A 25,163-nucleotide genomic window follows, 5' to 3' on the forward strand; every position below is an offset into this window, starting at 1 on the left:
ATGTAAGCGCTTTCATTCCTGTGACATCACTCACGCAGTCCGTTTCATTGTGCTGACAAAATACCCAGCCTGGGGTGTCTGCGGGCAGCCGCAATCTAAAACAGGGCAGTGAATATGGTAACCATTCGTGATGTGGCACGGCAGTCTGGCGTTTCTGTAGCGACCGTTTCCCGCGTATTGAACAACAGTGCGCTGGTGAGTCCCGATACGCGTGAAGCGGTAATGAAAGCAGTCACTCAGCTTGGCTATCGACCTAATGCCAACGCACAAGCGCTGGCGACGCAGGTAAGCGACACGATTGGTGTTGTCGTCATGGATGTATCAGATGCGTTTTTTGGCGCGCTGGTAAAAGCCGTGGATATGGTTGCCCAACAGCATCAGAAGTATGTCCTGATTGGCAACAGCTACCATGAGGCGGAAAAAGAACGTCATGCCATTGAGGTGTTGATTCGCCAACGCTGTAACGCATTGATTGTACACTCTAAAGCACTGAGCGATCGGGAACTGGCCGAGTTTATGGATCAAATCCCCGGCATGGTGCTGATCAATCGCCTGGTACCGGGTTACGCCCACCGTTGCGTCTGCCTGGATAACATCAGCGGCGCTAAAATGGCGACCCGTATGTTGCTGAATAATGGTCATCAACGCATCGGTTATCTGGCATCAAGCCATCGCATTGAAGATGACACCATGCGCAAAGAAGGGTGGTTAACTGCTCTGAAAGAGCAGGGGATTGTTGCGGCAGAAAGTTGGGTCGGCACCGGTTCGCCCGATATGCAGGGCGGAGAGTCTGCGATGGTGGAACTGCTGGGGCGCAATTTACAACTGACGGCAGTCTTCGCTTATAACGACAATATGGCCGCTGGCGCGCTGACAGCGCTAAAAGATAACGGTATCGCTATTCCATTACACCTTTCAATCATTGGCTTCGATGATATTCCCATCGCGCGTTACACCGATCCGCAGCTAACCACCGTGCGCTATCCCATTGCCTCTATGGCAAAAATGGCGACGGAGCTTGCACTACAGGGCGCGGCTGGCACGCTGGATCCGCAGGCGACGCATTGCTTTATGCCGACGCTGGTACGTCGCCATTCAGTGGCGCTGCGGCAGAATGCGGCACCGATCACTAACTTATAACGCATCGCGATGTAACCGCTTTCAATATGTGAGTAAATTCACAGTATATTAACAATGCGATAGCTATGATGACACTGTTTGTTGCGCTGTAACTACTATGTAACGGTGAATAATCACTTTCATCGAGGTATAGCTGCCTTAAACGATAATTAAAGCCTGTTTTGGGAGCGTTGCCAGACACGGAAGAAATATTTTTAAAAGTGAGCTTCGGCGTTCAGTAACACTTCAGTAACGTTCTGCCTGCCGAGCATTTATCTCAAGTACTACCCTGCATAATAAAACCGGAGATACCATGAATAAGAAGGTGTTGACCCTGTCTGCTGTAATGGCAAGCATGTTATTCGGCGCGGCTGCGCACGCTGCTGATACCCGTATTGGTGTGACTATCTATAAGTATGACGATAACTTTATGTCAGTGGTACGTAAGGCTATTGAAAAAGATGCCAAAGCGGCGCCAGATGTACAACTGCTGATGAACGACTCGCAGAACGACCAGTCCAAACAAAACGATCAGATCGACGTGCTGCTGGCAAAAGGCGTTAAAGCACTGGCGATTAACCTGGTTGACCCGGCAGCTGCAGGCACGGTCATTGAAAAAGCACGCGGACAGAACGTACCGATCGTGTTCTTCAACAAAGAACCTTCTCGCAAGGCGCTGGACAGCTATGACAAAGCGTATTACGTCGGTACTGACTCTAAAGAGTCCGGTATTATTCAGGGTGATTTGATTGCCAAACACTGGGCAGCTAACCCGAACTGGGACCTGAACAAAGACGGCAAAATTCAGTTTGTTCTGCTGAAAGGCGAACCGGGACACCCGGATGCTGAAGCACGTACTACTTACGTGATTAAAGAGCTGAACGACAAAGGCATTAAAACTGAGCAACTGCAGTTAGATACTGCAATGTGGGATACCGCTCAGGCGAAAGATAAGATGGATGCGTGGATGTCCGGTCCGAACGCGAACAAAATCGAAGTCGTTATCGCCAACAACGATGCGATGGCAATGGGCGCAGTTGAAGCGCTGAAGGCACACAATAAAACCAGCGTACCGGTATTTGGCGTGGATGCCCTGCCTGAAGCACTGGCGCTGGTGAAATCTGGCGCTATGGCCGGTACCGTGCTGAACGATGCGAATAACCAGGCGAAAGCCACCTTTGATCTGGCGAAAAACCTGGCTGATGGCAAAGGTGCGGCAGATGGCACTAACTGGAAAATTGAGAACAAGATTGTTCGCGTTCCGTACGTAGGTGTCGATAAAGATAATCTGGCCGAGTTCACCAATAAGTAAATACTCCGTCTGTGGGCGCAATTTCATTGCGCCCTTAATAACGCACTCTGCAAGGCCAACAAGGTATAATTATGGTCAGCACACATACTCAGTCGTCAGGCGAATACTTATTGGAAATGACCGGCATCAACAAGTCCTTCCCCGGCGTTAAGGCGCTTGATAATGTCAATTTAAAAGTCCGCCCGCATTCTATTCACGCCTTAATGGGGGAGAATGGCGCGGGGAAATCAACATTATTGAAATGTCTTTTCGGCATCTATCAAAAAGATTCCGGCAGTATTTTATTTCAGGGTAAAGAAATCGACTTTCATTCTGCTAAGGAAGCGCTTGAGAATGGTATTTCGATGGTACACCAGGAATTAAACCTGGTATTACAACGCTCTGTGATGGACAACATGTGGCTGGGACGCTATCCCACCAAAGGCATGTTTGTCGATCAGGAAAAAATGTACCGCGATACCAAAGCGATATTTGATGAACTGGATATTGATATCGATCCGCGTGCGCGCGTCGGCACATTATCCGTTTCACAAATGCAGATGATTGAAATTGCGAAGGCGTTCTCCTATGACGCCAAAATCGTCATCATGGATGAACCAACGTCATCGTTAACCGAGAAAGAAGTTAATCATCTGTTCACCATCATCCGTAAGCTGAAAGAGCGTGGATGCGGTATTGTTTATATTTCTCACAAAATGGAAGAAATCTTCCAGCTGTGTGATGAAATTACCGTTCTACGCGACGGCCAGTGGATTGCGACCCAGCCGCTGGAAGGGCTGGATATGGATAAGATCATCGCCATGATGGTAGGGCGTTCACTGAACCAACGTTTTCCGGATAAAGAAAACAAACCTGGTGAAGTCATTCTGCAAGTGCGTAACCTGACCTCGCTGCGTCAGCCGTCGATTCGTGATATCTCGTTTGATTTACACAAAGGGGAAATTCTCGGGATTGCCGGTCTGGTGGGTGCAAAACGCACGGATATTGTTGAAACGCTTTTTGGTATTCGTGAGAAATCATCGGGTACAATTACGCTACACGGCAAAAAGATTAATAACCACAGTGCAAATGAAGCCATCAACCATGGTTTTGCGCTGGTCACGGAAGAGCGCCGCTCAACCGGTATTTATGCGTATCTGGACATTGGTTTTAACTCGTTAATTTCTAATATCCAAAATTACAAAAACAAAGTCGGTCTGTTGGATAATTCCCGCATGAAGAGTGACACCCAGTGGGTAATTGACTCCATGAGGGTGAAAACACCGGGCCATCGTACGCAAATCGGTTCACTTTCTGGCGGTAATCAGCAAAAGGTGGTTATTGGTCGTTGGTTATTAACGCAGCCAGAAATTCTGATGCTGGATGAACCGACGCGTGGAATCGATGTTGGCGCGAAATTTGAAATTTACCAGTTAATTGCCGAACTCGCGAAAAAGGATAAGGGGATTATTATTATTTCCTCTGAAATGCCGGAGCTGCTGGGTATTACCGATCGTATTCTGGTGATGAGCAATGGTCTCGTTGCCGGAATTGTTGACACTAAAACAACAACGCAAAACGAAATCCTCCGTCTTGCGTCTTTGCACCTTTAAGATTAGGGGCTCCTCATGAGTGCGTTAAATAAGAAAAGTTTTCTTACTTACCTGAAAGAAGGCGGAATTTACGTTGTTCTTTTGGTTTTGCTGGCGATTATTATTTTCCAGGATCCCACTTTCTTAAGCTTACTAAACCTGAGTAATATTCTCACACAATCCTCGGTGCGTATTATTATCGCATTGGGTGTGGCTGGACTGATTGTTACCCAAGGGACCGACCTGTCGGCGGGGCGTCAGGTTGGCTTGGCGGCAGTGGTGGCAGCGACTTTGTTGCAGTCGATGGAGAATGCCAACAAGGTGTTCCCGGAAATGGCGACGATGCCGATCATTGTAGTGGTGCTGATTGTCTGCGTGATTGGTGCCATTATCGGTCTGGTGAACGGTATTATCATTGCTTACCTGAACGTGACGCCGTTTATCACCACCCTGGGTACGATGATTATCGTTTATGGGATCAACTCCCTGTACTACGACTTCGTCGGCGCATCGCCAATCTCTGGCTTTGACAGCGGATTTTCAACCTTTGCACAGGGCTTTATTGCACTGGGCAGTTTCCGACTCTCCTACATCACCTTCTACGCGTTGATTGCCGTGGCCTTTGTGTGGGTGCTGTGGAACAAGACCCGCTTCGGTAAAAACATTTTCGCCATCGGCGGAAATCCGGAAGCAGCGAAAGTGTCTGGGGTAAACGTTGCGCTGAACCTGTTGATTATCTATGCGTTGTCTGGCGTGTTCTATGCCTTCGGTGGTTTGCTGGAAGCCGGGCGTATCGGCTCGGCGACCAACAACCTCGGCTTTATGTATGAGCTGGATGCGATTGCGGCGTGCGTGGTTGGTGGCGTGTCGTTCAGCGGCGGGGTAGGTACCGTGTTTGGCGTGGTGACCGGTGTGATTATCTTCACCGTCATCAACTACGGTCTGACCTACATCGGCGTAAACCCTTACTGGCAGTATATTATCAAGGGCGGCATTATCATCTTCGCGGTCGCGCTGGACTCACTGAAGTACGCGCGTAAGAAGTAATCGTACAATGTAAAAAGCCCGGTGCAGCGCAACCTGCACCGGGCTTTTTTATCTGCGTTACAACGTTAACGCATGTTCTTTCTCTCCGGGTTTAAATTTCACCTCGCCCAGATCAATACAGGCTACCGGGCAAACGTGACCGCACAATAAACATCCCACACATTTTTCTGTATTGCAGTGCGGTGTACGGGTTTCCTCATTCCATTCCATCGCCTGATGCCCGCCGTCATAGCAGGAGATGTAGCAACGACCACAGCCGACGCATTTATCAAGATGGATGTTCGGATAGACAATGTAGCTACGGTCAAGCTCCTCGGCGGGGATGATATTGGCATTGGCCAGACCCACCATCTCCTCCAGTGAGTCAAACCCTTGATCGGCGAGGTAATGTGACAGCCCGCTGATCATGTCCTCCACAATCCGATATCCATATTGCATGATCCCGGTGGTCACCTGCAGCGTGGCCGCGCCTAACAGTAAAAACTCGGCGGCATCTTCCCAGGTCTCAATTCCTCCAATGCCGCTAATCGGAAAATCCCGCAGTTCAGGGTGCATGCGTAGTTGTTGGATAAATCTCAAAGCAATAGGTTTAACGGCCTTGCCGGAGTAGCCGGAAATACTAGATTTACCGTTGACGACCGGCATCCCGATTTTCCTGTTCAGGTCGATATTAGTGATGGATTTAACCGTATTGATGGTCGCGATACCGTCGGCTCCTCCGCGTTTTGCCGCCAGCGCCACCTCACACATATCACCAATATTTGGTGTCATTTTAGCCAGCATTGGCAGGGACGAACCGCGTTTAACCGCCCGACAGTATTTTTCAACCAGCTCAGGGCTTTGTCCTACATCGCTGCCCATAGCATGCGAGGTCATTTGCGGGCAGGAGAAGTTACACTCGATCATATCTGCACCCGCTTCTTCAACCAGGCGGGCCAGTTCCTGCCATTGCTGCTCATTTTCCCCCATGACCGACGCAATCAGGACCTTATCCGGGTAGTCTTGTTTCAGTCGCCGAATAGCAGCCAGATTCTCCTCCAGCGGATGCTCGGCAATTTGCTCCATGTTTTTGAAGCCAATAAAGCCGGTATCTTCTTTGCTGAGATGGTCAAAACGTGGGGAAACTTCATTCGCAATAAAGAAACCGATCGTTTTAAAAACAATGCCGCCCCAACCGCTATCATAGGCTTTGGCGCACATTTCATAACAGTTGCCCACCGGGGAGGAAGAGAGGCAGAACGGGTTGGGAAATTTGACGCCGCAAAAGGTAATAGAAAGATCTTTCGTTAACATGAGCAAGCTCCCTCTAAATAGTGATGAATGGCCTGAGCGGCTTCTTTTCCGGTTTTCACGGCGTAAACGACCGTTTTATCGCCTTCAACAATATCGCCTGCAGCAAACAGAACCGGATCAGCAGTTTGGTAGTTTTGCGTATTGATTAGATTGCGCTGTGGCTTTAACGTGGCGAAATTATCAAGCTGAGCGTGTTGACCGACGGCAAGAATAATGTGCTCGGCTTCTAGCATGAGTTCGCCTGGCAGGCGTACGTGCTTAAAGGTAACTTGATTTCCGCTTACCGCCACGGGCGTGAAACCGTCAATAATCGACACGCCTAATGCCTGGGTGCTGCTGAATTCTTTATCGCTGGCCGGAAAATCAGCCAGTTCTTCACGCGCGACACAGGTGACTGACGGGCAGCCCAGCAGTTTCAACGTACTGGCGACATCCATCGCCACATCGCCACCGCCGATGATCAATACACTTTTGGCGACGGTAATATCGCCGCTGGCTTGTCGGGCGCGTTGCAGAAAATCGACGGCAATTTCAACGTGATTCGCTTTCTCAAAAAGAGGCAATGTTGAGCCGTAAGACATACCTGGGGTAACCAGTACGGCGCGATATTCTGCTTTGAGTTGCTCAACGGAAAGGGCATTGCCGACTTCACAATTGCACTTGATGGTCACGCCCATTTCAACGATACGGGCAATTTCATGATCCAAAACCGAATGCGGCAAACGAAACTCTGGGATGCCATAGCGCAACCAGCCGCCTGGCTGAGCCTGTTTTTCGAAGATGGTTACGTCATAACCAAGATTGCTCAGCGTTACGCTGGCCTGTAATCCTGCCGGACCTGCACCGATAATAGCGACCTTGCCCAGCGTTTTTGTTGCCGGCTGATAGATTTTCATCGCGGTTTGCTGTTCAAAATCGGTAATAAAGCGCTGCAGACGCGCAATATCGATAGGTTTATCAATTCCTGAACGCGTACACCCGCGCTGGCATAATTTTTCGGTTGGGCAAACTCGAGCGCACACCGCACCGAGCGCATTATTTTCGCGGATAGTTTCGGCTGCGCCTTTAAAATTACGGAAATAAATGGAGCGAATAAATTTCCCCGGGTCGGTTTGCGCTGGGCAATCCTGACTACAGGGGGCATCGTGACATAATAAACAGCGGGAAGCCTCTTTTATTGCTAATAATGGGGTAAAAGCAGGCGTGAGCTCATCCAGATAATTTTGTTGTGGCATATTTTCTTCCTTAATGCTTGAGTAAATTAAGGCAAACCGTTAATAACAAAATATAAAAAGTGAAAGGCTATTCTTAAGGCTAAGCACTGCAGGAAGAGTATTCTGTGAAAGGATTCACAAATAGAAGATAGTTTGAGGGAAATGCTGACGGGCAGCATTAATCCCTTATCTTGAAATGGTAACTATTATCAAAATATTAGCTATTCTCAAACGCTAATATAAAGGCAAATGCGTTATCGATAAAAAACTAAGTAAATAACCATACCGAAGGATAAGCACCCGCATCCAGCATAAACCAGTACGTAAGACCAAAATTGCAGCGGCTCTTGATTGCGATAAGCGAAAACCGGTTCGCGCGCATTCTTTTTAATTTTATCTACGGCTCCCGAGCGCCAGCCTTTCCAGGCTTCACGAAAACAAAACACGGGAATGAGCAGAAAGGCCAACACGACGAAAAGGGTTTGTACATCCATGCTTATTTTCCTTGTTTCTTTTGTAATTCGAGCAGTTGTTCAGGCGTGACTGCCGGATATCCCTGTGCATCGTCCGGTACCTGATGCATGGTAGGGATAGGGACCAGTGGGCCTAAAAAGCGGGGTTCACGTTTAAAAATGTAGAGATCGGCAAGTGCGCCAAAACGGGCACCAAATTCACGTACCCGCACGGTGAGCATATCTTTTGGCGAAGGTACGGCGTAGCACTGGGCCTGGATACCCATATGGAGCGCAATAAACAAGGCACGCTCACAGTGGAATCGCTGGGTAATAATGATGAAATCGTTGGTATCGAACACCTTACGGGTACGCACGATGGAGTCGAGCGTTCGGAACCCGGCGTAATCAAGCACGATGTCAGCGGGATCGACGCCTGCGGCAATCAGATCTTTACGCATCGTCATGGGTTCGTTGTAGCTTTGCTGTGCGTTGTCGCCGCTTAACAGCAGATAGTTTACCTTCCCGCTGTTATAGGCGTTCAATGCGCCCTGAATGCGGTAGCGGTAATACTGATTGATGACGCCGGTGCGGTAATACTTCGCCGTGCCCAGAACCACTCCTACCTGGCGGTAGGGTAAATCCTGCAGTTCGTCGTAAATGTAGGGAGCAGTCTTCCAGCTCATCCACCGATCGAGTCCAAGCACAGTCAAAAGCAGCAAGCCTAGCAGGACTAACAGGCTGTAAAACACGCGCTTTAACATGCAGAAAACTCGTTATTTGGATGGAATTTCAATCAGGCTACTTTACCCGAAGACGTAGCGCAAGAAACAGCAATCTGATTGAGGGGATTTTAGTCACTGTTGCCCGATGACGTTACGCCATCGGGCAACACGACTTAGTCGAGTAGCACGCGCTCTATATTGTCGCAGCCCAGTGCTTTCAGTGTGGCAGACGTCGCATCCCACTGAATTAACGGCGCATCGGCTTTTTCAGCCAGCACGGCGCGTTGGATATCTGGATAATCATAACCGTTCAGATTCAACAGGTTCAACGCGCCTTGCAGTGGTGGCAGGGTTGGGTTAAAAGCAGCATTTTCAGCATAGCTGCCGCTAAAAATACGACCATCTTTACACTCCAGCGCCACGCCGCTTGGGGATTTGCTGTACGGCATATGACATCTGTTGGCAGCGGTGATTGCTGCCTGGGTCAACGCATCGCCCTGCAGTGCGAAGCCGTGATCCTGATCGTCCATCAGCAGCGTTTTAATCTCCAGATCTTTCGGGCCGAAGGCATCTGGCAGGTAATCGCGCAGCACATGTGGCGCACGTCCCGGCAGATGAATACGTAAATCCAGTCCGCTGTTTAGTTCGTTCATAAACTGGCGACAGTGGCCGCACGGCGTGTAGTTGACGGTGATGGCGGCGAGCCCTTTTTCACCGCGCAGCCAGGCGTGGCTGATAGCGCTTTGCTCGGCATGAACAGTTTGCTGCATGGTCGCGCCCAGGAACTCCATGTTCCCACCGAAGTACCAGTTGCCGCTGATGCCGCGAGAAATAGCCCCAACGTTGAAATTGGACAGTGGAGTACGCGCGCAGGCCGCAGCCAGCGGCAGCAGAGCGAATGCCAGCGCGTCTTCGTCCAGTCCCGATTCGCGTTTCAGCAAAGAGACCTGCTCAGCAGTCAGCATGGCGGGGAAATGCGCATCCGCCAGAACAGGGGCCAGGGCTGATTGCAAGTTATCCGCGAGTTGGGCAAAAGCAGTTTGAAAACGTGGATGCATGGCGATGCCTCATAACAATGTAATGGAATCGTAGTTTACGGGCCCGTTATGGCTTTATATGTGATCCAAATCCCATTGTGTATGCAACTTATGAAACTTAAATGAAAAATGTGCAACGCATCGCAAATAAATAGCTAAAAAATGAAGGTTAACCCACCACCGCCAGAATAATCGGGAACAGGAATGGGGCAACCAACGAGGTGATAATGCCGCAAATAACCAGTGCCAGAGAGCTAAACGCGCCTTCCTGGTAGTCCAGTTCTGCACAGCGTGCGGTACCCAGGGCGTGCGACGCGGTGCCCATTGCCAGCCCCCGAGCGGCCTTGGTGCGAATACGCATCGCATTAAGCAACGTATGACCAAATACTGCCCCGAGGATACCGACAAAAATAACGCATACGGCGCTGATAGCCGGAATACCGCCAATACTGCCTCCCACGGCCATAGCGATAGGCGTGGTGACCGATTTTGGCATGATAGACGCGGCAATTTGCGGTGATGCGCCCATCAACAAAGCGATTGTTGTACCTGTTACCATCGCCACAACGCTCCCGGCAAAACAGATAGCAATGATTGATTTCCAGCGGGCGCGAATTTGGTGCAACTGTTCGTATAACGGATAGGCCAGCGCGACCACGGCAGGTTGCAGTAAATCGTTCAGTACTTCGCTGCCTTTGAAATAGTGATCGTAGGGAATGCCGGTCAGCAGCAGAATGGGAATAATCACAACCATGGCAACCAGCAGCGGGTTCAATAGCGGCATTTTAAATCGTGCAGCCAGCTTACGTGCGCCAAAAAATACCGCCAGCGTAAGAGGTAACGACCACCAGATATACGACATCATTCTTTTGACCCTTTTTGCCCAACGATTTTGCGTTCACCGTGCACAATGTGCGAGCTCCAACTCACCACCAGGAAAACGACCAGCGTACTGATGGTACAGGACACCACTACCGGACCAAATTGTGCGCGGAGCAGGTCAAAGTACTGCATGATCCCCACACCAATCGGGACAAACAGCAGGGCCATATAACGAATCAGCACGTAGCAGCCAGGGTTAACCCATTTTGCCGGTAACACCTGCAAAGCCAGTAAGACAAACAGAATCAGCATGCCGATAATGCTGCCCGGAATGGTGATAGGAAGTAGCGACGCAAGAAAAATACCTGCGTAGAGGCAGGCATAAATCAGGACGAATGCGCGCAAATATTGCCAGATAACGTTCAGTGCTTTGCTCATAGTTGAAACCCTTGACGAGACTGATTCATCATACAATTAAACTTAAAAACGTGCTACCGATCACATCATGAATTCTAAGCATAGAGGAAATAGATATCTGGAACATCGGGCGATGGCCCTAACTCTCCGCGCTAAGCCTGTGCCAGATAATACAAAAAACGATTCAGGGCGGTAGTAGGTGTTTCGTTGTTGCGCCAGAATACGCCGACGCTGCCTTTTTGTTCAATCTTCGGCAGATTCAGAATAGCCAACTGCCCCTGGGCGGCATACCGTTGTGCCAGACGCAAAGAAAGAATAGAGATCATATCGCTACTTTGCAGCAGGTTGGTACTGACGTTGATCGACGCCGATTCAATGATGTTTTCCGGCAACATGACGCCGTTATCAACCAGCGCGTTATCAATGCTTATCCGGATAGGGGTTCCTGTTGGCCAGACAATCCAGCGCCAGTTCGCCAGATCGTGCCAGGTGAGCAAGGGATATTTTGCCAAGGGATGATCGGGACGGGCGACGAAACAGACCGGCTCGGTATACAGCACCTGGTAATTGAGCGGCAACTGAAGCGCCCGGCCACCGACGCGACCGACGACGACATCCACCGAACCCGCGAGCAGATCGTGCAGCAGCGGGGTCATCACTTTCTCTTCGATATTAAGGTTCAGGGTTGGCAACTCTTTGAGCAAACCCAGTATTGCCAGTGAAACGCAGTCGGTCGCTACGGGTGAGCAGCCAATCTTCAGACTTCCCACCAGGCCGCCTTGCTTAAAACGGGCGATTTCATATTGCGAACGTTCCATATCATTGAGCAGGCGTTGGGCATGCTGCAGTAACAGCTTGCCGCCTTCGGAAGGACGCAAGCCTTTGCTGTGACGTTCAAAGAGGGTGATGCCAATCTCATCTTCGAGCTGTGATAACCATTTTGACAACGCTGGCTGGGTGATATTCATCATCCGTGCGACGTGAGTCAGATTTCCCTGTTCGCCCAGCGCGATAAGCGTTTGCAGGTGTTGCAACTTAAGTTTCTGCGCCCAATTTGCCATTTGCTATAACCTCCAGGTTATGCCTCTGCATGAAAAGCCATTGTACATTTCATCTCCAAACATACAAAGTCGCAACATACCTAAAACAAAACAGACATCTACTCTACCTGCACTGAGGCATTCACTATGACTCATCAACGTGATCTACAAGCACTGATCGATTCCGCTCCCGTCGGTAAGACCCAGTGGCGCGTTATCATTTGCTGTTTTCTGGTCGTCATGCTCGACGGATTTGATACCGCAGCTATTGGCTTTATCGCTCCCGACATTCGTACTCACTGGCAGCTGACTGCCGGCGATCTGGCGCCGTTGTTTGGCGCAGGCCTGTTGGGGCTAACCGCTGGCGCATTGCTCTGCGGCCCATTGTCTGACCGTTTTGGCCGTAAACGGGTGATTGAACTCTGCGTGGCGCTGTTCGGCGCCCTGAGCCTGATTTCGGCTTTTTCTCCCGATCTACAAACGCTGGTTATTTTGCGCTTTCTTACCGGGTTAGGTCTGGGCGGCGCGATGCCAAATACCATCACCATGACGTCAGAGTACCTGCCAGCGCGGCGGCGTGGCGCGCTGGTGACCATGATGTTTTGTGGATTTACCCTGGGGTCGGCGATGGGTGGAATTGTGAGCGCGCAACTGGTGCCGGTTATTGGCTGGCACGGCATTCTGGTGCTGGGAGGCGTTCTACCACTAATGCTGTTTGTGGCTCTGCTGTTTGCGCTACCGGAATCCCCGCGCTGGCAGGTTCGTCGCCAACTGCCGCAAAACGTGATTGCCAGAACCGTTAGCGCCATCACCCGGGAACGTTATGACACTACCCATTTTTATCTCAACGAGGACACAGCGATTGCTAAAGGAAGCATTCGCCAGCTGTTCGTCGGGCGACAGCTGCCCATTACCCTGATGCTATGGGTAGTGTTCTTTATGAGCTTGCTGATTATTTATCTGCTCTCCAGTTGGATGCCAACGCTGTTAAACCATCGTGGAATTGATCTGCAGCATGCCTCATGGGTAACTGCCGCCTTCCAGATTGGAGGAACGCTGGGGGCGCTGGCACTGGGCATGCTGATGGATAAATACAATCCTTTCCGCGTGCTGGCCGTGAGTTATGCACTGGGCGCAGTGTGCATCGTCATGATTGGCCTGAGCGAGAGCGGTCTGTGGTTGATGGCTCTGGCTATTTTTGGCACCGGCATTGGTATCAGCGGTTCTCAGGTTGGTCTAAATGCGTTAACCGCCACGCTATATCCGACACAAAGCCGGGCAACGGGCGTCAGCTGGTCTAATGCGGTGGGGCGCTGCGGCGCGATTGTCGGCTCGCTTTCTGGCGGCGTGATGATGGCGATGAATTTCTCATTCGATAACCTGTTTTTCATTATTTCCGTCCCGGCGGCCATCAGCGCGGTGATGCTTACGCTGCTGACGGTTGTTATCCGCCAGTCGGCCTCTGCCTCAAATACTCTGCCTCGCGCAGGTGTTGTGAATGAATAAGGAGAATCCCTATGTCTGAACTGAATCAGGATGTTAAGAACAGCCGTCAGCAGTTTTACCAGCATATTTCCGGGCAGAATCTGACCCCTCTGTGGGAGTCGCTGCACCGCCTGGTGCCGCCAACACCGAACGCACATTGCGCGCCTGCGTACTGGAACTATCAGGAGATCCGCCCTCTGCTGTTAGAAAGTGGCGATCTGATTGGCGCGAAAGAGGCGATTCGCCGCGTGCTGGTGCTGGAAAACCCAATGTTGCGCGGACAGTCTTCAATCACTCCAACGCTGTACGCAGGATTGCAGTTAATTATGCCGGGCGAGGTTGCGCCGAGTCACCGCCACAACCAGTCTGCACTGCGCTTTATTGTCGAAGGGAAAGGGGCATTTACCGCCGTGGATGGCGAGCGCACCCAGATGCATGAAGGCGATTTTATTCTGACGCCGCAGTGGCGCTGGCACGATCACGGCAACCCGGGCAGTGAACCGGTGGTGTGGCTGGACGGTCTGGATCTGCCGCTGGTGAACCTGCTGGGCTGCGGCTTTGCGGAAGACTACCCGGAAGATCAGCAGCCGGTCACGCGCCAGGAAGGGGATTACTTACCGCGCTACGCGGCCAATATGTTGCCGCTGCGTCATCAGAAGGGTAACTCATCGCCGATTTTTAACTATCGCTACGATCGCAGCCGTGAAGCGCTACATGACCTGACCCGTATGGGCGACGCCGATGAGTGGGACGGTTACAAGATGCGTTACGTCAACCCGGTAACCGGCGGTTATCCCATGCCTTCGATGGGAACCTTCCTGCAACTGTTGCCGCAGGGCTTTTCCTCACGAATGGCGCGTACCACTGACAGCACTATCTATCACGTGGTGGAAGGAAGTGGGCAGGTCACCATCGGTAACGAGACCTTCAACTTTTCGCCAAAAGATATTTTTGTGGTACCGACCTGGCACGGCGTGTCGTTCCAGACCCACGAAGATACCGTCTTATTCAGTTTTTCGGACAGACCGGTTCAGGAAGCGCTGGGGCTGTTCCGTGAAGCACGCTATTAATTTGGGAGAGAGAAAATGACGCAATATGTATTCGAACCACAAGCGCCTGTTACCGTTCCGGTGGTTGGCTGCGATGAACAATTTCCTGTGCGCCGCGTTTACTGTGTGGGCCGTAACTATGCCGCTCATGCGCGTGAAATGGGCTTTGATCCGGATCGCGAACCCCCATTCTTCTTCTGTAAACCTGCTGATGCGGTAGTCCCGGTGGCAGCTGGTCAGATCCTTGAACTGCCGTACCCATCGCAGACCGATAACTATCACTATGAGATAGAGCTGGTGGTGGCGATTGGTAAAAAGGGCAGCGATATTCCGCTGGAAAAAGCGCACGAATATATCTGGGGCTATGCCACCGGTCTGGATATGACCCGCCGTGACCGGCAGATGGAGATGCGTCAGATGGGGCGTCCGTGGGAAATCGGCAAAGCGTTTGATCTCTCCGCGCCCATCGCGCCGTTGCATAAAGCCAGCGAAAGTGTGGATGTTAACCATGCGCCAATCTGGTTGCAGGTCAACGGCGACGATCACCAGCGTAGCGATATTCGCCACCTCATCTGGTCTGTGAATGAAACCATCAGCTATCTGTCAGGCTTTTTCGAACTGCAGCCAGGCGATCTGATCTACACCGGTACACCCGAAGGCGTAGGGGCGGTAGTGAAAGGGGATGTGATCACCGGAAACGTAGACGGTTTAACCCCCATCGCCGTGAAGATTGTCTGAGGTGGATAATGAAGCTGTACAGTTTCTTTAATAGCTCCGCGTCATATCGTGTACGCATTGCGCTGGCGCTGAAGGGGCTCGATTACCAAACGGTGGGCGTCAATATTCGCATTGGTCAGCAGAACGAACTGGCCTACCGGCGGATGAACCCGTTGGGGCTGGTGCCTACGCTGGTGACCGATGACGGAGAATCACTCGGGCAGTCTCTGGCGATAACCGACTGGCTGGATCATCACTTTCCGCAGTCGCCGCTGCTGCCTGCTGACTTCCCGACGCGCAGTAAGGTGCTGGAAATTGTTTATGCCATCGCCTGTGATATCCATCCCGTAAATAACATGCGGGTACTGCGCTACCTGAGCGAAGAGTTAAAAGTCAGTGAAGAAGATAAAAAACGCTGGTATGCGCACTGGATCCAGCAAGGGTTAAGCGCGGTGGAACAAATGCTGCGCCAGAGTCACTCGGGGACGTTTTGCGTGGGGGACGCACCGACGCTGGCGGATTGTTGTCTGATCCCGCAGTGGGCAAATGCGTTGCGGATGGGTTGCGATCTGAGCGGATATCCGCGCTGTCAGGCGGTATATGATGCCTGTACCCAACTTCCGGCGTTTATCGCCGCCGCGCCCGAGAATCAACAAGACAAAATTCCAGCCTGATAAGGAGAACGACAATGGCTAAAGTGACACGCGCAATTATCGTGGGTGGCGGGATTGGCGGCGCGGCGACCGCGCTATCGCTGGCCCGTCAGGGCATTAAAGTGATGTTGCTGGAGAAAGCGCACGAGATTGGTGAAATTGGCGCAGGTATTCAGCTCGGGCCGAATGCATTCTCTGCTCTGGACAGCCTTGGCGTGGGGGAAGTTGCCCGTCAACGCGCCGTTTTTACCGACCACATCACGATGATGGATGCGGTAAATGCGAAAGAGGTAGTACGGATTGAAACCGGGCAGGCGTTCCGCGATCACTTTGGCGGTCCTTATGCGGTTATCCATCGAGTTGATATTCACGCCAGCGTTTGGGAAGCGGCGCTGGTGCATCCTAACGTTGAGTATCGCACTTCAACTAATGTGGTTGATATTCGCCAGACAGAGAATGACGTGACGGTATTTGACGAGCACGGCAACAACTGGACGGCGGATATTCTGGTGGGCTGTGACGGTGTAAAATCGGTTGTTCGTCAGTCTCTGATTGGCGATGCTCCGCGGGTTACCGGGCACGTGGTCTATCGCGCCGTGATTGATTGCGATGATATGCCGGAAGATTTGCGCATTAACGCGCCGGTATTGTGGGCCGGACCGCATTGTCATCTGGTGCACTATCCACTGCGCGGCGGCAAACAGTACAACCTGGTGGTGACCTTCCACAGTCGTCAGCAGGAGGAGTGGGGGGTGAAGGATGGTAGCAAAGAGGAAGTGCTCTCCTATTTTGCGGGTATTCATCCACGCCCCCGTCAGATGCTGGATAAACCGACGTCATGGCGGCGCTGGTCAACCGCCGATCGTGAGCCGGTAGAGAAATGGGGAACCGACCGCATCACGCTGGTGGGAGATGCCGCGCACCCGGTGGCGCAATATATGGCGCAAGGAGCCTGTATGGCGCTGGAAGATGCTGTCACGCTAGGTAAAGCGTTACAGCAGTGTGACGGCGATGCGGCTGATGCCTTTGCGCTGTATGAGTCGGTGCGTATTCCGCGTACCGCACGCATCGTCTGGTCAACGCGCGAAATGGGACGCGTCTACCATGCCGCAGGTGTCGAGCGTCAGGTGCGTAATCTGTTGTGGAAAGACAAATCGCAGGCGGAATTTTATCGCGGTATGGAATGGTTATACGGCTGGAAAGAAGATAACTGCCTGCTGCCACGTTGAGCCTCTTTAATCTCCCGAACGGAGGCGCTACCATAGCGCCTCTTTTTTTGCGGGTGACGATATGCGTGTTTTACTGGCGCCGATGGAAGGCGTGCTCGACTCACTGGTGCGCGAGCTGCTGACTGAAGTGAATGATTACGATCTGTGCATCACCGAGTTTGTGCGCGTGGTGGATCAGCTCCTGCCGGCAAAAGTATTTCATCGACTCTGCCCGGAACTGCATAACAACAGCCGGACGCCATCCGGCACGTTGGTTCGCATTCAGCTGTTAGGACAGTATCCGCAGTGGCTGGCGGAGAATGCCGCGCGCGCGGTAGAACTGGGATCGTACGGTGTCGATCTGAACTGTGGTTGTCCGTCGAAGCTGGTGAACGGCAGCGGCGGTGGCGCAACGTTACTGAAAGATCCTGAGCTTATCTACCGGGGCGCAAAAGCTATGCGCGAGGCGGTCCCGGCTCATCTCCCGGTGACGGTGAAAGTGCGTCTGGGCTGGGATAACAGCGATCGGCAGTTTGAAATTGCCGATGCCGTGCAGCAGGCTGGCGCCAGCGAACTGGCGGTGCATGGTCGAACCAAGGAACAGGGCTATAAGGCAGAACATATTAACTGGCAGGCGATTGGCGAGATCCGCCAGCGACTGACTATTCCGGTTATCGCGAATGGCGAAATCTGGGACTGGCAGAGCGCCCAGGATTGTATGGCCATCAGCGGATGCGATGCGGTGATGATCGGACGTGGCGCATTAAATATTCCAAACCTGAGCCGCGTGGTGAAATACAACGAACCGCGTATGCCGTGGCCTGATGTCGTGACGCTGTTGCAAAAATATACCCGTCTTGAAAAGCAGGGGGACACCGGGCTGTATCATGTAGCGCGGATTAAGCAGTGGTTAGGGTATCTGCGAAAAGAATATTCAGAGGCAACCGCGCTGTTTCAGGAAATTCGTGCGTTAAACAGTTCGCCGGATATCGCGCGTGCGATTCAGGCTATTACCCTTTGAACACAGCTGATGCGCCAGACCGGATTAAATGCTAATGCCTTATCCGGACTGGCTGATAGGCAGCAATATCAAAAAATCATCTTAAACACGCCTGTTACCACCAACAGTCCAATCAGAAAAATAATCAGAATAACCCACAGCAGAATTTTCATTAACTTTCCTTTTTTTGGTAAGTTCAGATTGAGTATAGGAAAGTATTAATCATTCTGCCTGGAGGCGCTGTTATGCTGGTTTACGTGCGCTGAGCAGAAACACCATCGGCCGCTCTTTTTCTTCATCTAACGCTGGGTTTTCAGCAATCTGTTGCGCGGAAGGTCCCCACTCATCGACACAAACGATGTCGAATCCGGCCCCAATCAGCGCATTAATCCAGGTCGCCAGCTTACGATGCTGTTTTTTGACGCCCTCAGCAAACCAGTTACTGATGCGCTCACCTTCCTGCTGATAATGATTAATCGGCCAGGAGAGTTGCCCGGTTTTATCTTTGATCCAGCCCTGGTTAAGCGGTGCGGTATAAATTGGATGCTCAGCAGAGAAAACCAACATACCTCCCGGTGTTAATGACTGGTAAATGGTTACGAATAATCGTTCTATATCGTGCAAATAGTGCAGGGCAAGCGAGCTATAAACCAGATCAAAGGAATTTGGGGGCAAGGTAAGCGTTTCGATATCTTCACGCTGATAAACGATGCCATTACCCTGCGTCATACTGTGCGCCTGAGTTAACATTTTTTGTGAAATATCCAGTCCCATTACACTGGCAGCCTGATTATCGCGTGCGTAGCGGCAAAACCAGCCATATCCACAGCCCAAATCAAGAATGTTTTTGCCTTGAAGAGAGGGGAGCATCGCTTGTATTGTCGGCCATTCTGGCGCGCCGTCGAGCCCCTTTACTGAACGATCCAGCGTGGCATATCCGGCAAAGAACTCAGGATCGTCATAGATATTCTGTGACATAAAATCTCCATCCATTAATTATTAAAACTATTTAACCTATATTATTCGCGAGGTGTATATTTTTCTGATTTTATATTTTTATTGCCAAAGATGTATTGCCACGCGTAACTAAAAAAGCAAAAGCGACAAGTCGTAATCTCTGCACATCTTTTCTTACCTGTATATATCCATGAATCGTAATTCTGTGTTTATCACCACGGCATTGTTGCCGCTTTTTGTTCTGATGGCAGGCTGTGCGCCTATGCATGATGACCGCCAGTCTCTGTCACAGCAGACCCCTGCTGCGAATGTCGATACCACATTGCCTGCCGCGTTAAAAAATGGCTGGCCGGACAGCCAGTGGTGGAGGGCATATCACGACCCACAACTTAATGCGTTGATTGACAGCACGTTGCGAAATTCTCCTGATATGCAGGTAGCGGAACAGCGCATTCAACTGGCGGAGGCGCAGGCTAAGGCCGTGGAAGCACAGGATGGCCCGGAGATCGACTTCTCCGCAGACGTTGAGCGTCAGAGAATGTCAGCTGAGGGGCTGATGGGACCGTTTGCCATTACCGATCCGGCCGCCGGAACAACAGGACCGTGGTACACCAACGGAACCTTTGGTTTAACCGCTGGCTGGAATCTGGATCTGTGGGGTAAAAATCGGGCTGAAGTGACGGCGCGCATTGGGGCCGTTAAGGCACGTGAGGCTGAGCGCGAGCAAACCCGGCAGCTGCTGGCGAGCGGTGTCTCCCGCCTTTACTGGGAATGGCAGACGCAGGCGGCGCTGAAAACCGTACTGACGCAAATCGAAAGCGAGCAGCAAAATGTGATAACCGTCGATCGTCAGCTGTATCAAAACGGTCTAACTTCTTCAGTGGAAGGCGTTGAAACTGATATTGATTCCAGCAAAACAGAGCAGCAGTTGAATGATGTCAGCGGTAAAATGAAGGTGATTGAAGCACGGCTGAGCGCGCTGACCAATGCCCAGTCCACTGCCCTGAAGCTCCATTCGACCCCACTGCCCGCGGTCGAAAGCCAGCTCCCGTCACAATTGGGTTACTCGCTACTGGCCCGCCGCCCGGATTTACAGGCGGCGCACTGGTACATTGAATCATCGCTGAGCAGCATTGATGCGGCGAAAGCGGCTTTTTATCCCGATGTGAATCTGATGGCATTTTTACAACAGGATGCGTTACATCTGAGTGACCTGTTCCGCCATTCCGCGCAGCAAATGGGCGTAACCGCCGGGCTGACACTGCCTATCTTTGACAGCGGCAGGCTGAACGCAAATCTCGATATTACGAAAGCGCAAAGCAACCTGACGGTGGCGAATTACAACAAAGCGGTGGTGGATGCGGTGAATGACGTGGCACGTGCTGCATCGCAGGTAGAAACATTAGCGCAGAAAAATCAGCATCAGCAGCAGATTGAACATGACGCTCAGCGCGTAGTGGGGCTGGCTCAGGCACGCTTTAATGCGGGTATTATTGCGGGCTCCAGGGTCAGCAAGGCAAAGATCCCGGCATTACGTGAGCAGTGCAACGGTCTGCTTTTGCAGGGCCAATGGCTGGATGCCTCAATTCAGTTGACCAGTGCGCTGGGCGGCGGTTATCACGCGTCCTGATTAATCGGCCCGACGGTGTTCTGCTGTCGGGCCATCTTCATTGCGCTTTACGCGTGCTTCGCCGTTTCATCCACCAGCGGACGCCCGCGACAATCCCGATAACCAGCACCAGCCAGATGCCATGCTTGATATGCTGGTCAAGGCTGTGCAGCCACGGCGCTATCACTTCACCACCGATGTAGCCCAGAGTAGTAAATAACGATGCCCAGACAAACGCGCCAAGAATATTTAGCGGTAAAAAGATCTTCGGCGGCAGGTGACTGGCGCCAATCAGTAAGGGACCAATAACGCGAAAGCCGTACATAAAGCGCGTACCGACTACAAACAGGTAAGGACGTCGCTGGATTATCTTCTGTGCGTAATCAATTTTCGCCTGGTGGCGCGAGAAACGCTGCAAAATTTTGCCGCCAAAACGACGTCCGAGTAAATAAAGCAACTGATCGCCAATCATCCCGCCCAGCGCGACCGAGAGTACCACCAGGGGAAATTTCAGGACGCCCTGATGCGCCGCAACGCCGCCTAACAGGGTAATGGTTTCGCCTTCCGCCAGACTGCCGATGATTAACGCAGCATAGCCGTATTGCGCAACATAATGATTTATATCCATACGATTGTATGACCTCCACTGCTAATAGCATACACCCTATGATTATTTGATGCCGGAAAAGCCGCGTAGTAGCGCTTAAGGTCGCTCAGCTCTCCAGTGCCTGATGGCGCTTCGCTTATCATGCCTACGCCTGAACAAACTTTTTACCCGGCGCTTCGGTATTTTTTCTGTGTACATAAAATAATCAAAAGCTGAATTATACTTGAAGTGTTGAGGTCCGGAGCTGACAACAAGGGGGCGGTATGAACCATGTCTGGGGGCTGTTTTCCCATCCCGATCGTGAAATGCACGTGATCAACAGCGAAAACGAAAGCGTTTCGCATCACTATACCCACCATGTACTGCTGATGGCGGCAATCCCGGTGGTTTGCGCGTTTATCGGTACTACACAAATCGGCTGGAATTTTGGCGATGGCAATATCCTGAAGCTATCTCTGTTGACCGGATTTGCGATGGCAATTCTGTTTTACGGGGTGATGCTGGCGGGCGTCGCCGTTATGGGGCGGGTTATCTGGTGGATGGCGCGTAATTACCCGCAGCGCCCGTCGCTGGCGCATTGTATGGTTTTTGCAGGATATGTCGCGACGCCGCTGTTTTTAAGCGGACTGGTCGCACTTTATCCGCTGGTCTGGCTGTGCGCATTGGTGGGGACCATCGCGTTGTTTTACACCGGCTATTTACTTTATCTCGGCATACCGACATTCCTGAATATCACACGCGAGGAAGGGTTAAGTTTTTCCAGTTCGACGCTGGCGATCGGTGTGTTGGTGCTGGAAGTTCTACTGGCTATTACGGTAATCCTGTGGGGTTACGGCTACCGATTATTCTGACGGATAAACCTGTCTGCGCTGCGTTGTTGACGTAAAAGTCAGCAACGCAGCATTTCGAGACGATTCTCCTGTGGCGGCAAACCTGCCGGATCGCTATGATGCCTGAGCTAGCTTGAGATAATACTTAGTCTCTGGCGGTGTGCGTTGTGACGTGCGTGAACCATTATCAGAAATCTCATCATGCTGAAATTCCGAGTTTCATTATTAAGCCTTGCCCTGGTGCTGGCCGTTCCTTTTGCACCCCAAGCCGTGGCGAAAACGGCAACTACCGCAGCGGCTTCTCAACCTGAGATAGCGTCCGGTAGCGCGATGATTGTTGATCTGAATACCAACAAAGTTATCTATTCGAACCACCCGGACCTTGTGCGTCCGATTGCGTCGATTACCAAATTAATGACCGCGATGGTGGTGCTTGATGCACGACTGCCGTTGGATGAGAAACTGAAAGTTGATATCAGTCAGACACCGGAAATGAAAGGCATCTACTCTCGTGTGCGACTGAACAGTGAAATTAGCCGTAAAGACATGCTGCTGCTGGCGCTGATGTCGTCAGAAAACCGTGCGGCAGCCAGTCTGGCGCATCATTACCCTGGCGGTTATAACGCGTTTATTAAAGCCATGAATGCCAAAGCGAAAGCGCTCGGCATGACTCAGACACGCTTTGTGGAACCAACCGGCTTATCGATTCATAACGTCTCGACAGCTCGTGATTTAACCAAGCTGCTGATCGCCAGCAAGCAGTATCCGCTGATTGGCCAGTTAAGCACTACGCGTGAAGATATGGCGACCTTTGCCAACCCGGCTTATACGCTGCCATTCCGTAACACCAACCATCTGGTATACCGCGATAACTGGAATATTCAGTTAACCAAAACCGGATTTACCAATGCGGCAGGCCACTGTCTGGTGATGCGCACCGTGATCAATAACAAACCGGTGGCGCTGGTGGTGATGGATGCGTTCGGTAAATATACCCACTTTGCCGATGCCAGCCGTTTACGCACCTGGATTGAAACCGGCAAGGTGATGCCGGTTCCGGCGGCAGCGCTGAGCTACAAAAAGCAAAAAGCGGCGCAGATGGCGGCGGCAGGTTCAGCTACGGGTGAGCAAACCGCGCAGAACGATTAAACCGTAGGTTGGCCAAGCGAAGCGCCCCCGGCAACGTGCCCGATGGCGCTTACGCTTATCGGGCCTACGATTCTTTCCAGAACTTTTGCTTACTTGTTTTACCAATACCCGGATTCATACTGTTGGTGGGGTCATTCTCGCGGTAAAAACGGGTTAATGTTTCCGGTGCTTTATACAGATGTCCGACGTTATGCTCTGCCGGATACTGTGCTCCGCGTTCGTGCAGAAGCTCCAGCATCTGCTCTTTCAGCGCATGTGCATCCACGCCTTTTTTCACGATGTAATCCTGATGGAATACATAGCACATAAAGTGACCGTAATAGAGCTTATGCACCAGTTGACTGTCGATTTCTGGCGGCAGATGCTCATACCATTCGGTGTCGTTACGACGCAGCGCGATATCCAGCGCCAGAATATCTTCTACTTCATCGGCATGTACGGCCTGATAACGAATCGCCGCGCCAGCCGCCGCAAAGCGATGCAAAAACGCCTTGCTGCCTTCTTCTGGGGTACAGGCAAAGAAGTCGCCTTCAGCGGTTTTGAAATACTCGCTGAGCCAGTTTTGCGCTTCAGCCACGCCGCCACCGGCCATTTTTAACAGCAGGTGATGCTCGTACTTATCGCGCCAGCTTTTCATGCGTGCCGGTAAGTGGCTGGGGAACAAATGACCAAATTTCTGCATTGCCCGGTCGGTGAAATGCGGACGGAAAATTTTCACTTTTTCCAGCATCGCATCGGTGCGACCTTTCAGGGTGAAAAAGAACGGCATTTTGTCGGTGCCGAGCTTGTCGATCATCAGAAACGTATCTTTGCCATATTGCTCGGCGATGTCGTAAATATCGCGGTGCATATATTCACCGGCGACCGGCAGGTGCTCAAATTTTGCCAGAATATGACGGCGGATTTCCGTCAGCACTTCAGGCTGATTGGTACCGATGTAAAAGACCTGCTGATTTTTTTCGGCTTCGAAGGTGTCCAGACGCACGGCGAAAACCGCGAGCTTACCTGCACAACCGGATGATTCAAACAAGCGATCCGGATCGGCGTTATAGCGGGCGGGCGTGTCCGCCTCAATATCTCTGACGCGGGTGACATAGTCGTGATCGTGCGCGTGTCGCCCGTCGTGGCGGACATCGTCATCTTTAATCCGCTCGTCATCAAGTTTGCTCAGGATCTGTTCCGGGGTCTGGCCCAGCTCGATACCCAGATGGTTGACCAGCTGCAATTTACCTTGTTCGTCAATACGCGCAAACAGCGACATCTCGGTATATGCCGGGCCGCGCTGTACCAGCGAGCCGCCGGAGTTGTTGCAAATGCCGCCAATTACCGAAGCGCCAATACAGGATGACCCGATCACAGAATGTGGCTCACGGCCAAACGGTTTGAGCGCCTTTTCCAGCGAATACAACGTTGTACCGGGATAAGCCAGCACTTGTTCGCCTTTGCCGATGACGTGCAGTTTATCCAGGCGCAGGGTGCTGATAATGACAATTTCGCGGTCGTAATCATTTCCGCTCGGCGTAGAGCCTTCGGTCAGGCCGGTATTGGCGGCCTGCATCAGGATAATTTTATCTGCGGCGACGCAAGCATTGAGAACGCGCCACAGCTCTAAAAGCGAGCCGGGGAACACAACGGCGAGCGCTTCGCCCTGGCCGGAGCGGAATCCCTTGCGATAGCGGGCCGTTTTAGCAGGTTCAGTGAGCAGGTGAGAATGACCAACCAGACGGGTCAGTTCATTCAGGAAAGCTTTATTATCTGTTGTAATGGAAGACATTCTCCACTCCTTGTGGTGGGACTCAATATCAGGAACAAGCATAGCGCTTTGTATGACAATACGCTTTCTCATTCAT

At 51.6% G+C, this 25,163-nt stretch carries 25 protein-coding genes; 13 read left to right on the forward strand and 12 right to left on the reverse strand.

All coding sequences use genetic code 11. The features are described 5' to 3' along the window. Positions 1-114 precede the first annotated feature (114 nt). The 4 genes from galS to mglC all read left to right on the forward strand — a co-directional run bounded on the left by galS (position 115) and on the right by mglC (position 5,049). Positions 115-1,140 carry an HTH-type transcriptional regulator GalS gene (galS, locus tag OGX66_RS19885; protein ID WP_003027402.1) on the forward strand — a complete coding sequence of 342 codons (1,026 nt, stop codon included), beginning with the start codon at positions 115-117 and terminating at the stop codon, positions 1,138-1,140. A 292-nt stretch (positions 1,141-1,432) separates the two neighbouring features. Continuing rightward, complete coding sequence (gene mglB, locus OGX66_RS19890; protein WP_003027399.1) at positions 1,433-2,431, forward strand: galactose/glucose ABC transporter substrate-binding protein MglB; 999 nt, start codon at positions 1,433-1,435, stop codon at positions 2,429-2,431. Between the two features lie 71 nt (positions 2,432-2,502). Then, on the forward strand, positions 2,503-4,023 hold the full coding sequence (mglA, locus tag OGX66_RS19895) for a galactose/methyl galactoside ABC transporter ATP-binding protein MglA (RefSeq protein WP_003027396.1): 1,521 nt from the start codon (positions 2,503-2,505) through the stop codon (positions 4,021-4,023). A gap of 15 nt (positions 4,024-4,038) precedes the next feature. Continuing rightward, positions 4,039-5,049, forward strand: a complete 1,011-nt coding sequence (gene mglC, locus OGX66_RS19900; protein ID WP_003027393.1) for a galactose/methyl galactoside ABC transporter permease MglC — start codon at positions 4,039-4,041, stop codon at positions 5,047-5,049. A gap of 57 nt (positions 5,050-5,106) precedes the next feature. On the opposite strand, the gene preA is transcribed toward mglC, so the two are convergent. The 8 genes from preA to OGX66_RS19940 form a co-directional block, all read right to left on the reverse strand. Next, positions 5,107-6,342, reverse strand: coding sequence for an NAD-dependent dihydropyrimidine dehydrogenase subunit PreA (preA, locus tag OGX66_RS19905; RefSeq protein ID WP_088903267.1), 1,236 nt, complete (start codon positions 6,340-6,342; stop codon positions 5,107-5,109). Continuing rightward, positions 6,336-7,577, reverse strand: a complete 1,242-nt coding sequence (locus OGX66_RS19910; RefSeq protein ID WP_016150652.1) for an NAD(P)-dependent oxidoreductase — start codon at positions 7,575-7,577, stop codon at positions 6,336-6,338. The genes preA and OGX66_RS19910 overlap by 7 nt, the downstream gene beginning before the upstream one ends. 233 nt (positions 7,578-7,810) lie before the next feature. Beyond that, positions 7,811-8,050 (reverse strand): DUF2542 family protein, encoded by a 240-nt coding sequence (locus OGX66_RS19915; protein ID WP_003027385.1) that lies wholly within the window; start codon positions 8,048-8,050, stop codon positions 7,811-7,813. A gap of 2 nt (positions 8,051-8,052) precedes the next feature. Next, positions 8,053-8,772 (reverse strand): outer membrane permeability protein SanA, encoded by a 720-nt coding sequence (sanA, locus tag OGX66_RS19920; protein ID WP_003027383.1) that lies wholly within the window; start codon positions 8,770-8,772, stop codon positions 8,053-8,055. Between the two features lie 134 nt (positions 8,773-8,906). Next, the gene (cdd, locus tag OGX66_RS19925) at positions 8,907-9,791 is read right to left on the reverse strand and encodes a cytidine deaminase (protein WP_003027381.1); all 885 of its coding nucleotides are present in this window, start codon (positions 9,789-9,791) and stop codon (positions 8,907-8,909) included. 148 nt (positions 9,792-9,939) lie between these two features. Continuing rightward, positions 9,940-10,635 (reverse strand): CidB/LrgB family autolysis modulator, encoded by a 696-nt coding sequence (locus OGX66_RS19930; protein WP_003027380.1) that lies wholly within the window; start codon positions 10,633-10,635, stop codon positions 9,940-9,942. Beyond that, positions 10,632-11,030 carry a CidA/LrgA family protein gene (locus OGX66_RS19935; RefSeq protein ID WP_003027379.1) on the reverse strand — a complete coding sequence of 133 codons (399 nt, stop codon included), beginning with the start codon at positions 11,028-11,030 and terminating at the stop codon, positions 10,632-10,634. Before OGX66_RS19935 ends, OGX66_RS19930 begins: the two co-directional genes overlap by 4 nt. 131 nt (positions 11,031-11,161) lie before the next feature. Continuing rightward, positions 11,162-12,070 (reverse strand): LysR substrate-binding domain-containing protein, encoded by a 909-nt coding sequence (locus tag OGX66_RS19940; RefSeq protein WP_003840122.1) that lies wholly within the window; start codon positions 12,068-12,070, stop codon positions 11,162-11,164. Between the two features lie 126 nt (positions 12,071-12,196). Here OGX66_RS19940 and mhbT point away from each other — a divergent pair, with 126 nt between their 5' ends. The 6 genes from mhbT to dusC all read left to right on the forward strand — a co-directional run bounded on the left by mhbT (position 12,197) and on the right by dusC (position 18,182). Beyond that, entirely contained in the window at positions 12,197-13,555 is a 1,359-nt protein-coding gene (gene mhbT, locus OGX66_RS19945; protein ID WP_088903268.1) for a 3-hydroxybenzoate transporter MhbT, read from the forward strand. 11 nt (positions 13,556-13,566) lie between these two features. Continuing rightward, a complete protein-coding gene (gene gtdA / locus OGX66_RS19950; RefSeq protein ID WP_003840127.1) occupies positions 13,567-14,604 on the forward strand; it encodes a gentisate 1,2-dioxygenase in 1,038 nt (345 codons plus the stop codon). A 15-nt stretch (positions 14,605-14,619) separates the two neighbouring features. Continuing rightward, positions 14,620-15,321 (forward strand): fumarylacetoacetate hydrolase family protein, encoded by a 702-nt coding sequence (locus OGX66_RS19955; protein WP_003845199.1) that lies wholly within the window; start codon positions 14,620-14,622, stop codon positions 15,319-15,321. Between the two features lie 8 nt (positions 15,322-15,329). Next, entirely contained in the window at positions 15,330-15,974 is a 645-nt protein-coding gene (gene maiA, locus OGX66_RS19960) for a maleylacetoacetate isomerase (protein ID WP_003840131.1), read from the forward strand. A 14-nt stretch (positions 15,975-15,988) separates the two neighbouring features. Further along, entirely contained in the window at positions 15,989-17,182 is a 1,194-nt protein-coding gene (locus tag OGX66_RS19965) for a 3-hydroxybenzoate 6-monooxygenase (RefSeq protein WP_003840133.1), read from the forward strand. A gap of 61 nt (positions 17,183-17,243) precedes the next feature. After that, positions 17,244-18,182: a tRNA dihydrouridine(16) synthase DusC gene (dusC, locus tag OGX66_RS19970; RefSeq protein ID WP_048232377.1), complete on the forward strand. Its 939-nt coding sequence runs from the start codon at positions 17,244-17,246 to the stop codon at positions 18,180-18,182. A gap of 68 nt (positions 18,183-18,250) precedes the next feature. On the opposite strand, the gene yohP is transcribed toward dusC, so the two are convergent. Both yohP and OGX66_RS19975 read right to left on the reverse strand, forming a co-directional pair. Further along, positions 18,251-18,334: a small membrane protein YohP gene (yohP, locus tag OGX66_RS24635; RefSeq protein WP_015572324.1), complete on the reverse strand. Its 84-nt coding sequence runs from the start codon at positions 18,332-18,334 to the stop codon at positions 18,251-18,253. A 70-nt stretch (positions 18,335-18,404) separates the two neighbouring features. Further along, a complete protein-coding gene (locus tag OGX66_RS19975) occupies positions 18,405-19,139 on the reverse strand; it encodes a class I SAM-dependent methyltransferase (protein ID WP_088903270.1) in 735 nt (244 codons plus the stop codon). Between the two features lie 169 nt (positions 19,140-19,308). Between OGX66_RS19975 and mdtQ the strand changes: the two genes are divergently transcribed. Further along, positions 19,309-20,748 carry a multidrug resistance outer membrane protein MdtQ gene (gene mdtQ, locus OGX66_RS19980; RefSeq protein WP_003840138.1) on the forward strand — a complete coding sequence of 480 codons (1,440 nt, stop codon included), beginning with the start codon at positions 19,309-19,311 and terminating at the stop codon, positions 20,746-20,748. Positions 20,749-20,785: 37 nt separating this feature from the next. Here mdtQ and OGX66_RS19985 read toward each other — a convergent pair whose 3' ends face one another. Continuing rightward, a complete protein-coding gene (locus tag OGX66_RS19985) occupies positions 20,786-21,355 on the reverse strand; it encodes a DedA family protein (RefSeq protein ID WP_003027365.1) in 570 nt (189 codons plus the stop codon). A gap of 242 nt (positions 21,356-21,597) precedes the next feature. Here OGX66_RS19985 and OGX66_RS19990 point away from each other — a divergent pair, with 242 nt between their 5' ends. Next, positions 21,598-22,185, forward strand: coding sequence for a Yip1 family protein (locus OGX66_RS19990; protein WP_003840142.1), 588 nt, complete (start codon positions 21,598-21,600; stop codon positions 22,183-22,185). A gap of 180 nt (positions 22,186-22,365) precedes the next feature. Continuing rightward, on the forward strand, positions 22,366-23,313 hold the full coding sequence (gene pbpG, locus OGX66_RS19995) for a D-alanyl-D-alanine endopeptidase (RefSeq protein ID WP_003027363.1): 948 nt from the start codon (positions 22,366-22,368) through the stop codon (positions 23,311-23,313). 64 nt (positions 23,314-23,377) lie between these two features. Here the strand turns inward: pbpG and dld are convergent, their stop codons facing one another. Then, on the reverse strand, positions 23,378-25,087 hold the full coding sequence (dld, locus tag OGX66_RS20000; protein WP_003027361.1) for a D-lactate dehydrogenase: 1,710 nt from the start codon (positions 25,085-25,087) through the stop codon (positions 23,378-23,380). Positions 25,088-25,163 lie beyond the last annotated feature (76 nt).

The sequence above is a fragment of the Citrobacter sp. Cf072 genome, from assembly GCF_030334485.1.
In the GTDB taxonomy this organism is placed as follows: domain Bacteria; phylum Pseudomonadota; class Gammaproteobacteria; order Enterobacterales; family Enterobacteriaceae; genus Citrobacter; species Citrobacter freundii.

Bases quoted from the DNA above. Each gene is read 5' to 3' on its own strand.
- OGX66_RS19955 (WP_003845199.1), top strand. From the start codon at position 14,620: ATGACGCAATATGTATTCGAACCACAAGCGCCTGTTACCGTTCCGGTG.
- OGX66_RS19940 (WP_003840122.1), bottom strand. From the start codon at position 12,070: ATGGCAAATTGGGCGCAGAAACTTAAGTTGCAACACCTGCAAACGCTT.
- mhbT (WP_088903268.1), top strand. From the start codon at position 12,197: ATGACTCATCAACGTGATCTACAAGCACTGATCGATTCCGCTCCCGTC.
- OGX66_RS19990 (WP_003840142.1), top strand. From the start codon at position 21,598: ATGAACCATGTCTGGGGGCTGTTTTCCCATCCCGATCGTGAAATGCAC.
- dld (WP_003027361.1), bottom strand. From the start codon at position 25,087: ATGTCTTCCATTACAACAGATAATAAAGCTTTCCTGAATGAACTGACC.
- OGX66_RS19930 (WP_003027380.1), bottom strand. From the start codon at position 10,635: ATGATGTCGTATATCTGGTGGTCGTTACCTCTTACGCTGGCGGTATTT.
- mglB (WP_003027399.1), top strand. From the start codon at position 1,433: ATGAATAAGAAGGTGTTGACCCTGTCTGCTGTAATGGCAAGCATGTTA.
- dusC (WP_048232377.1), top strand. From the start codon at position 17,244: ATGCGTGTTTTACTGGCGCCGATGGAAGGCGTGCTCGACTCACTGGTG.
- gtdA (WP_003840127.1), top strand. From the start codon at position 13,567: ATGTCTGAACTGAATCAGGATGTTAAGAACAGCCGTCAGCAGTTTTAC.
- pbpG (WP_003027363.1), top strand. From the start codon at position 22,366: ATGCTGAAATTCCGAGTTTCATTATTAAGCCTTGCCCTGGTGCTGGCC.
- mglC (WP_003027393.1), top strand. From the start codon at position 4,039: ATGAGTGCGTTAAATAAGAAAAGTTTTCTTACTTACCTGAAAGAAGGC.
- galS (WP_003027402.1), top strand. From the start codon at position 115: ATGGTAACCATTCGTGATGTGGCACGGCAGTCTGGCGTTTCTGTAGCG.
- sanA (WP_003027383.1), bottom strand. From the start codon at position 8,772: ATGTTAAAGCGCGTGTTTTACAGCCTGTTAGTCCTGCTAGGCTTGCTG.
- yohP (WP_015572324.1), bottom strand. From the start codon at position 18,334: ATGAAAATTCTGCTGTGGGTTATTCTGATTATTTTTCTGATTGGACTG.
- cdd (WP_003027381.1), bottom strand. From the start codon at position 9,791: ATGCATCCACGTTTTCAAACTGCTTTTGCCCAACTCGCGGATAACTTG.
- OGX66_RS19975 (WP_088903270.1), bottom strand. From the start codon at position 19,139: ATGTCACAGAATATCTATGACGATCCTGAGTTCTTTGCCGGATATGCC.
- OGX66_RS19915 (WP_003027385.1), bottom strand. From the start codon at position 8,050: ATGGATGTACAAACCCTTTTCGTCGTGTTGGCCTTTCTGCTCATTCCC.
- mdtQ (WP_003840138.1), top strand. From the start codon at position 19,309: ATGAATCGTAATTCTGTGTTTATCACCACGGCATTGTTGCCGCTTTTT.
- OGX66_RS19965 (WP_003840133.1), top strand. From the start codon at position 15,989: ATGGCTAAAGTGACACGCGCAATTATCGTGGGTGGCGGGATTGGCGGC.
- OGX66_RS19985 (WP_003027365.1), bottom strand. From the start codon at position 21,355: ATGGATATAAATCATTATGTTGCGCAATACGGCTATGCTGCGTTAATC.
- OGX66_RS19935 (WP_003027379.1), bottom strand. From the start codon at position 11,030: ATGAGCAAAGCACTGAACGTTATCTGGCAATATTTGCGCGCATTCGTC.
- maiA (WP_003840131.1), top strand. From the start codon at position 15,330: ATGAAGCTGTACAGTTTCTTTAATAGCTCCGCGTCATATCGTGTACGC.
- preA (WP_088903267.1), bottom strand. From the start codon at position 6,342: ATGTTAACGAAAGATCTTTCTATTACCTTTTGCGGCGTCAAATTTCCC.
- OGX66_RS19910 (WP_016150652.1), bottom strand. From the start codon at position 7,577: ATGCCACAACAAAATTATCTGGATGAGCTCACGCCTGCTTTTACCCCA.
- mglA (WP_003027396.1), top strand. From the start codon at position 2,503: ATGGTCAGCACACATACTCAGTCGTCAGGCGAATACTTATTGGAAATG.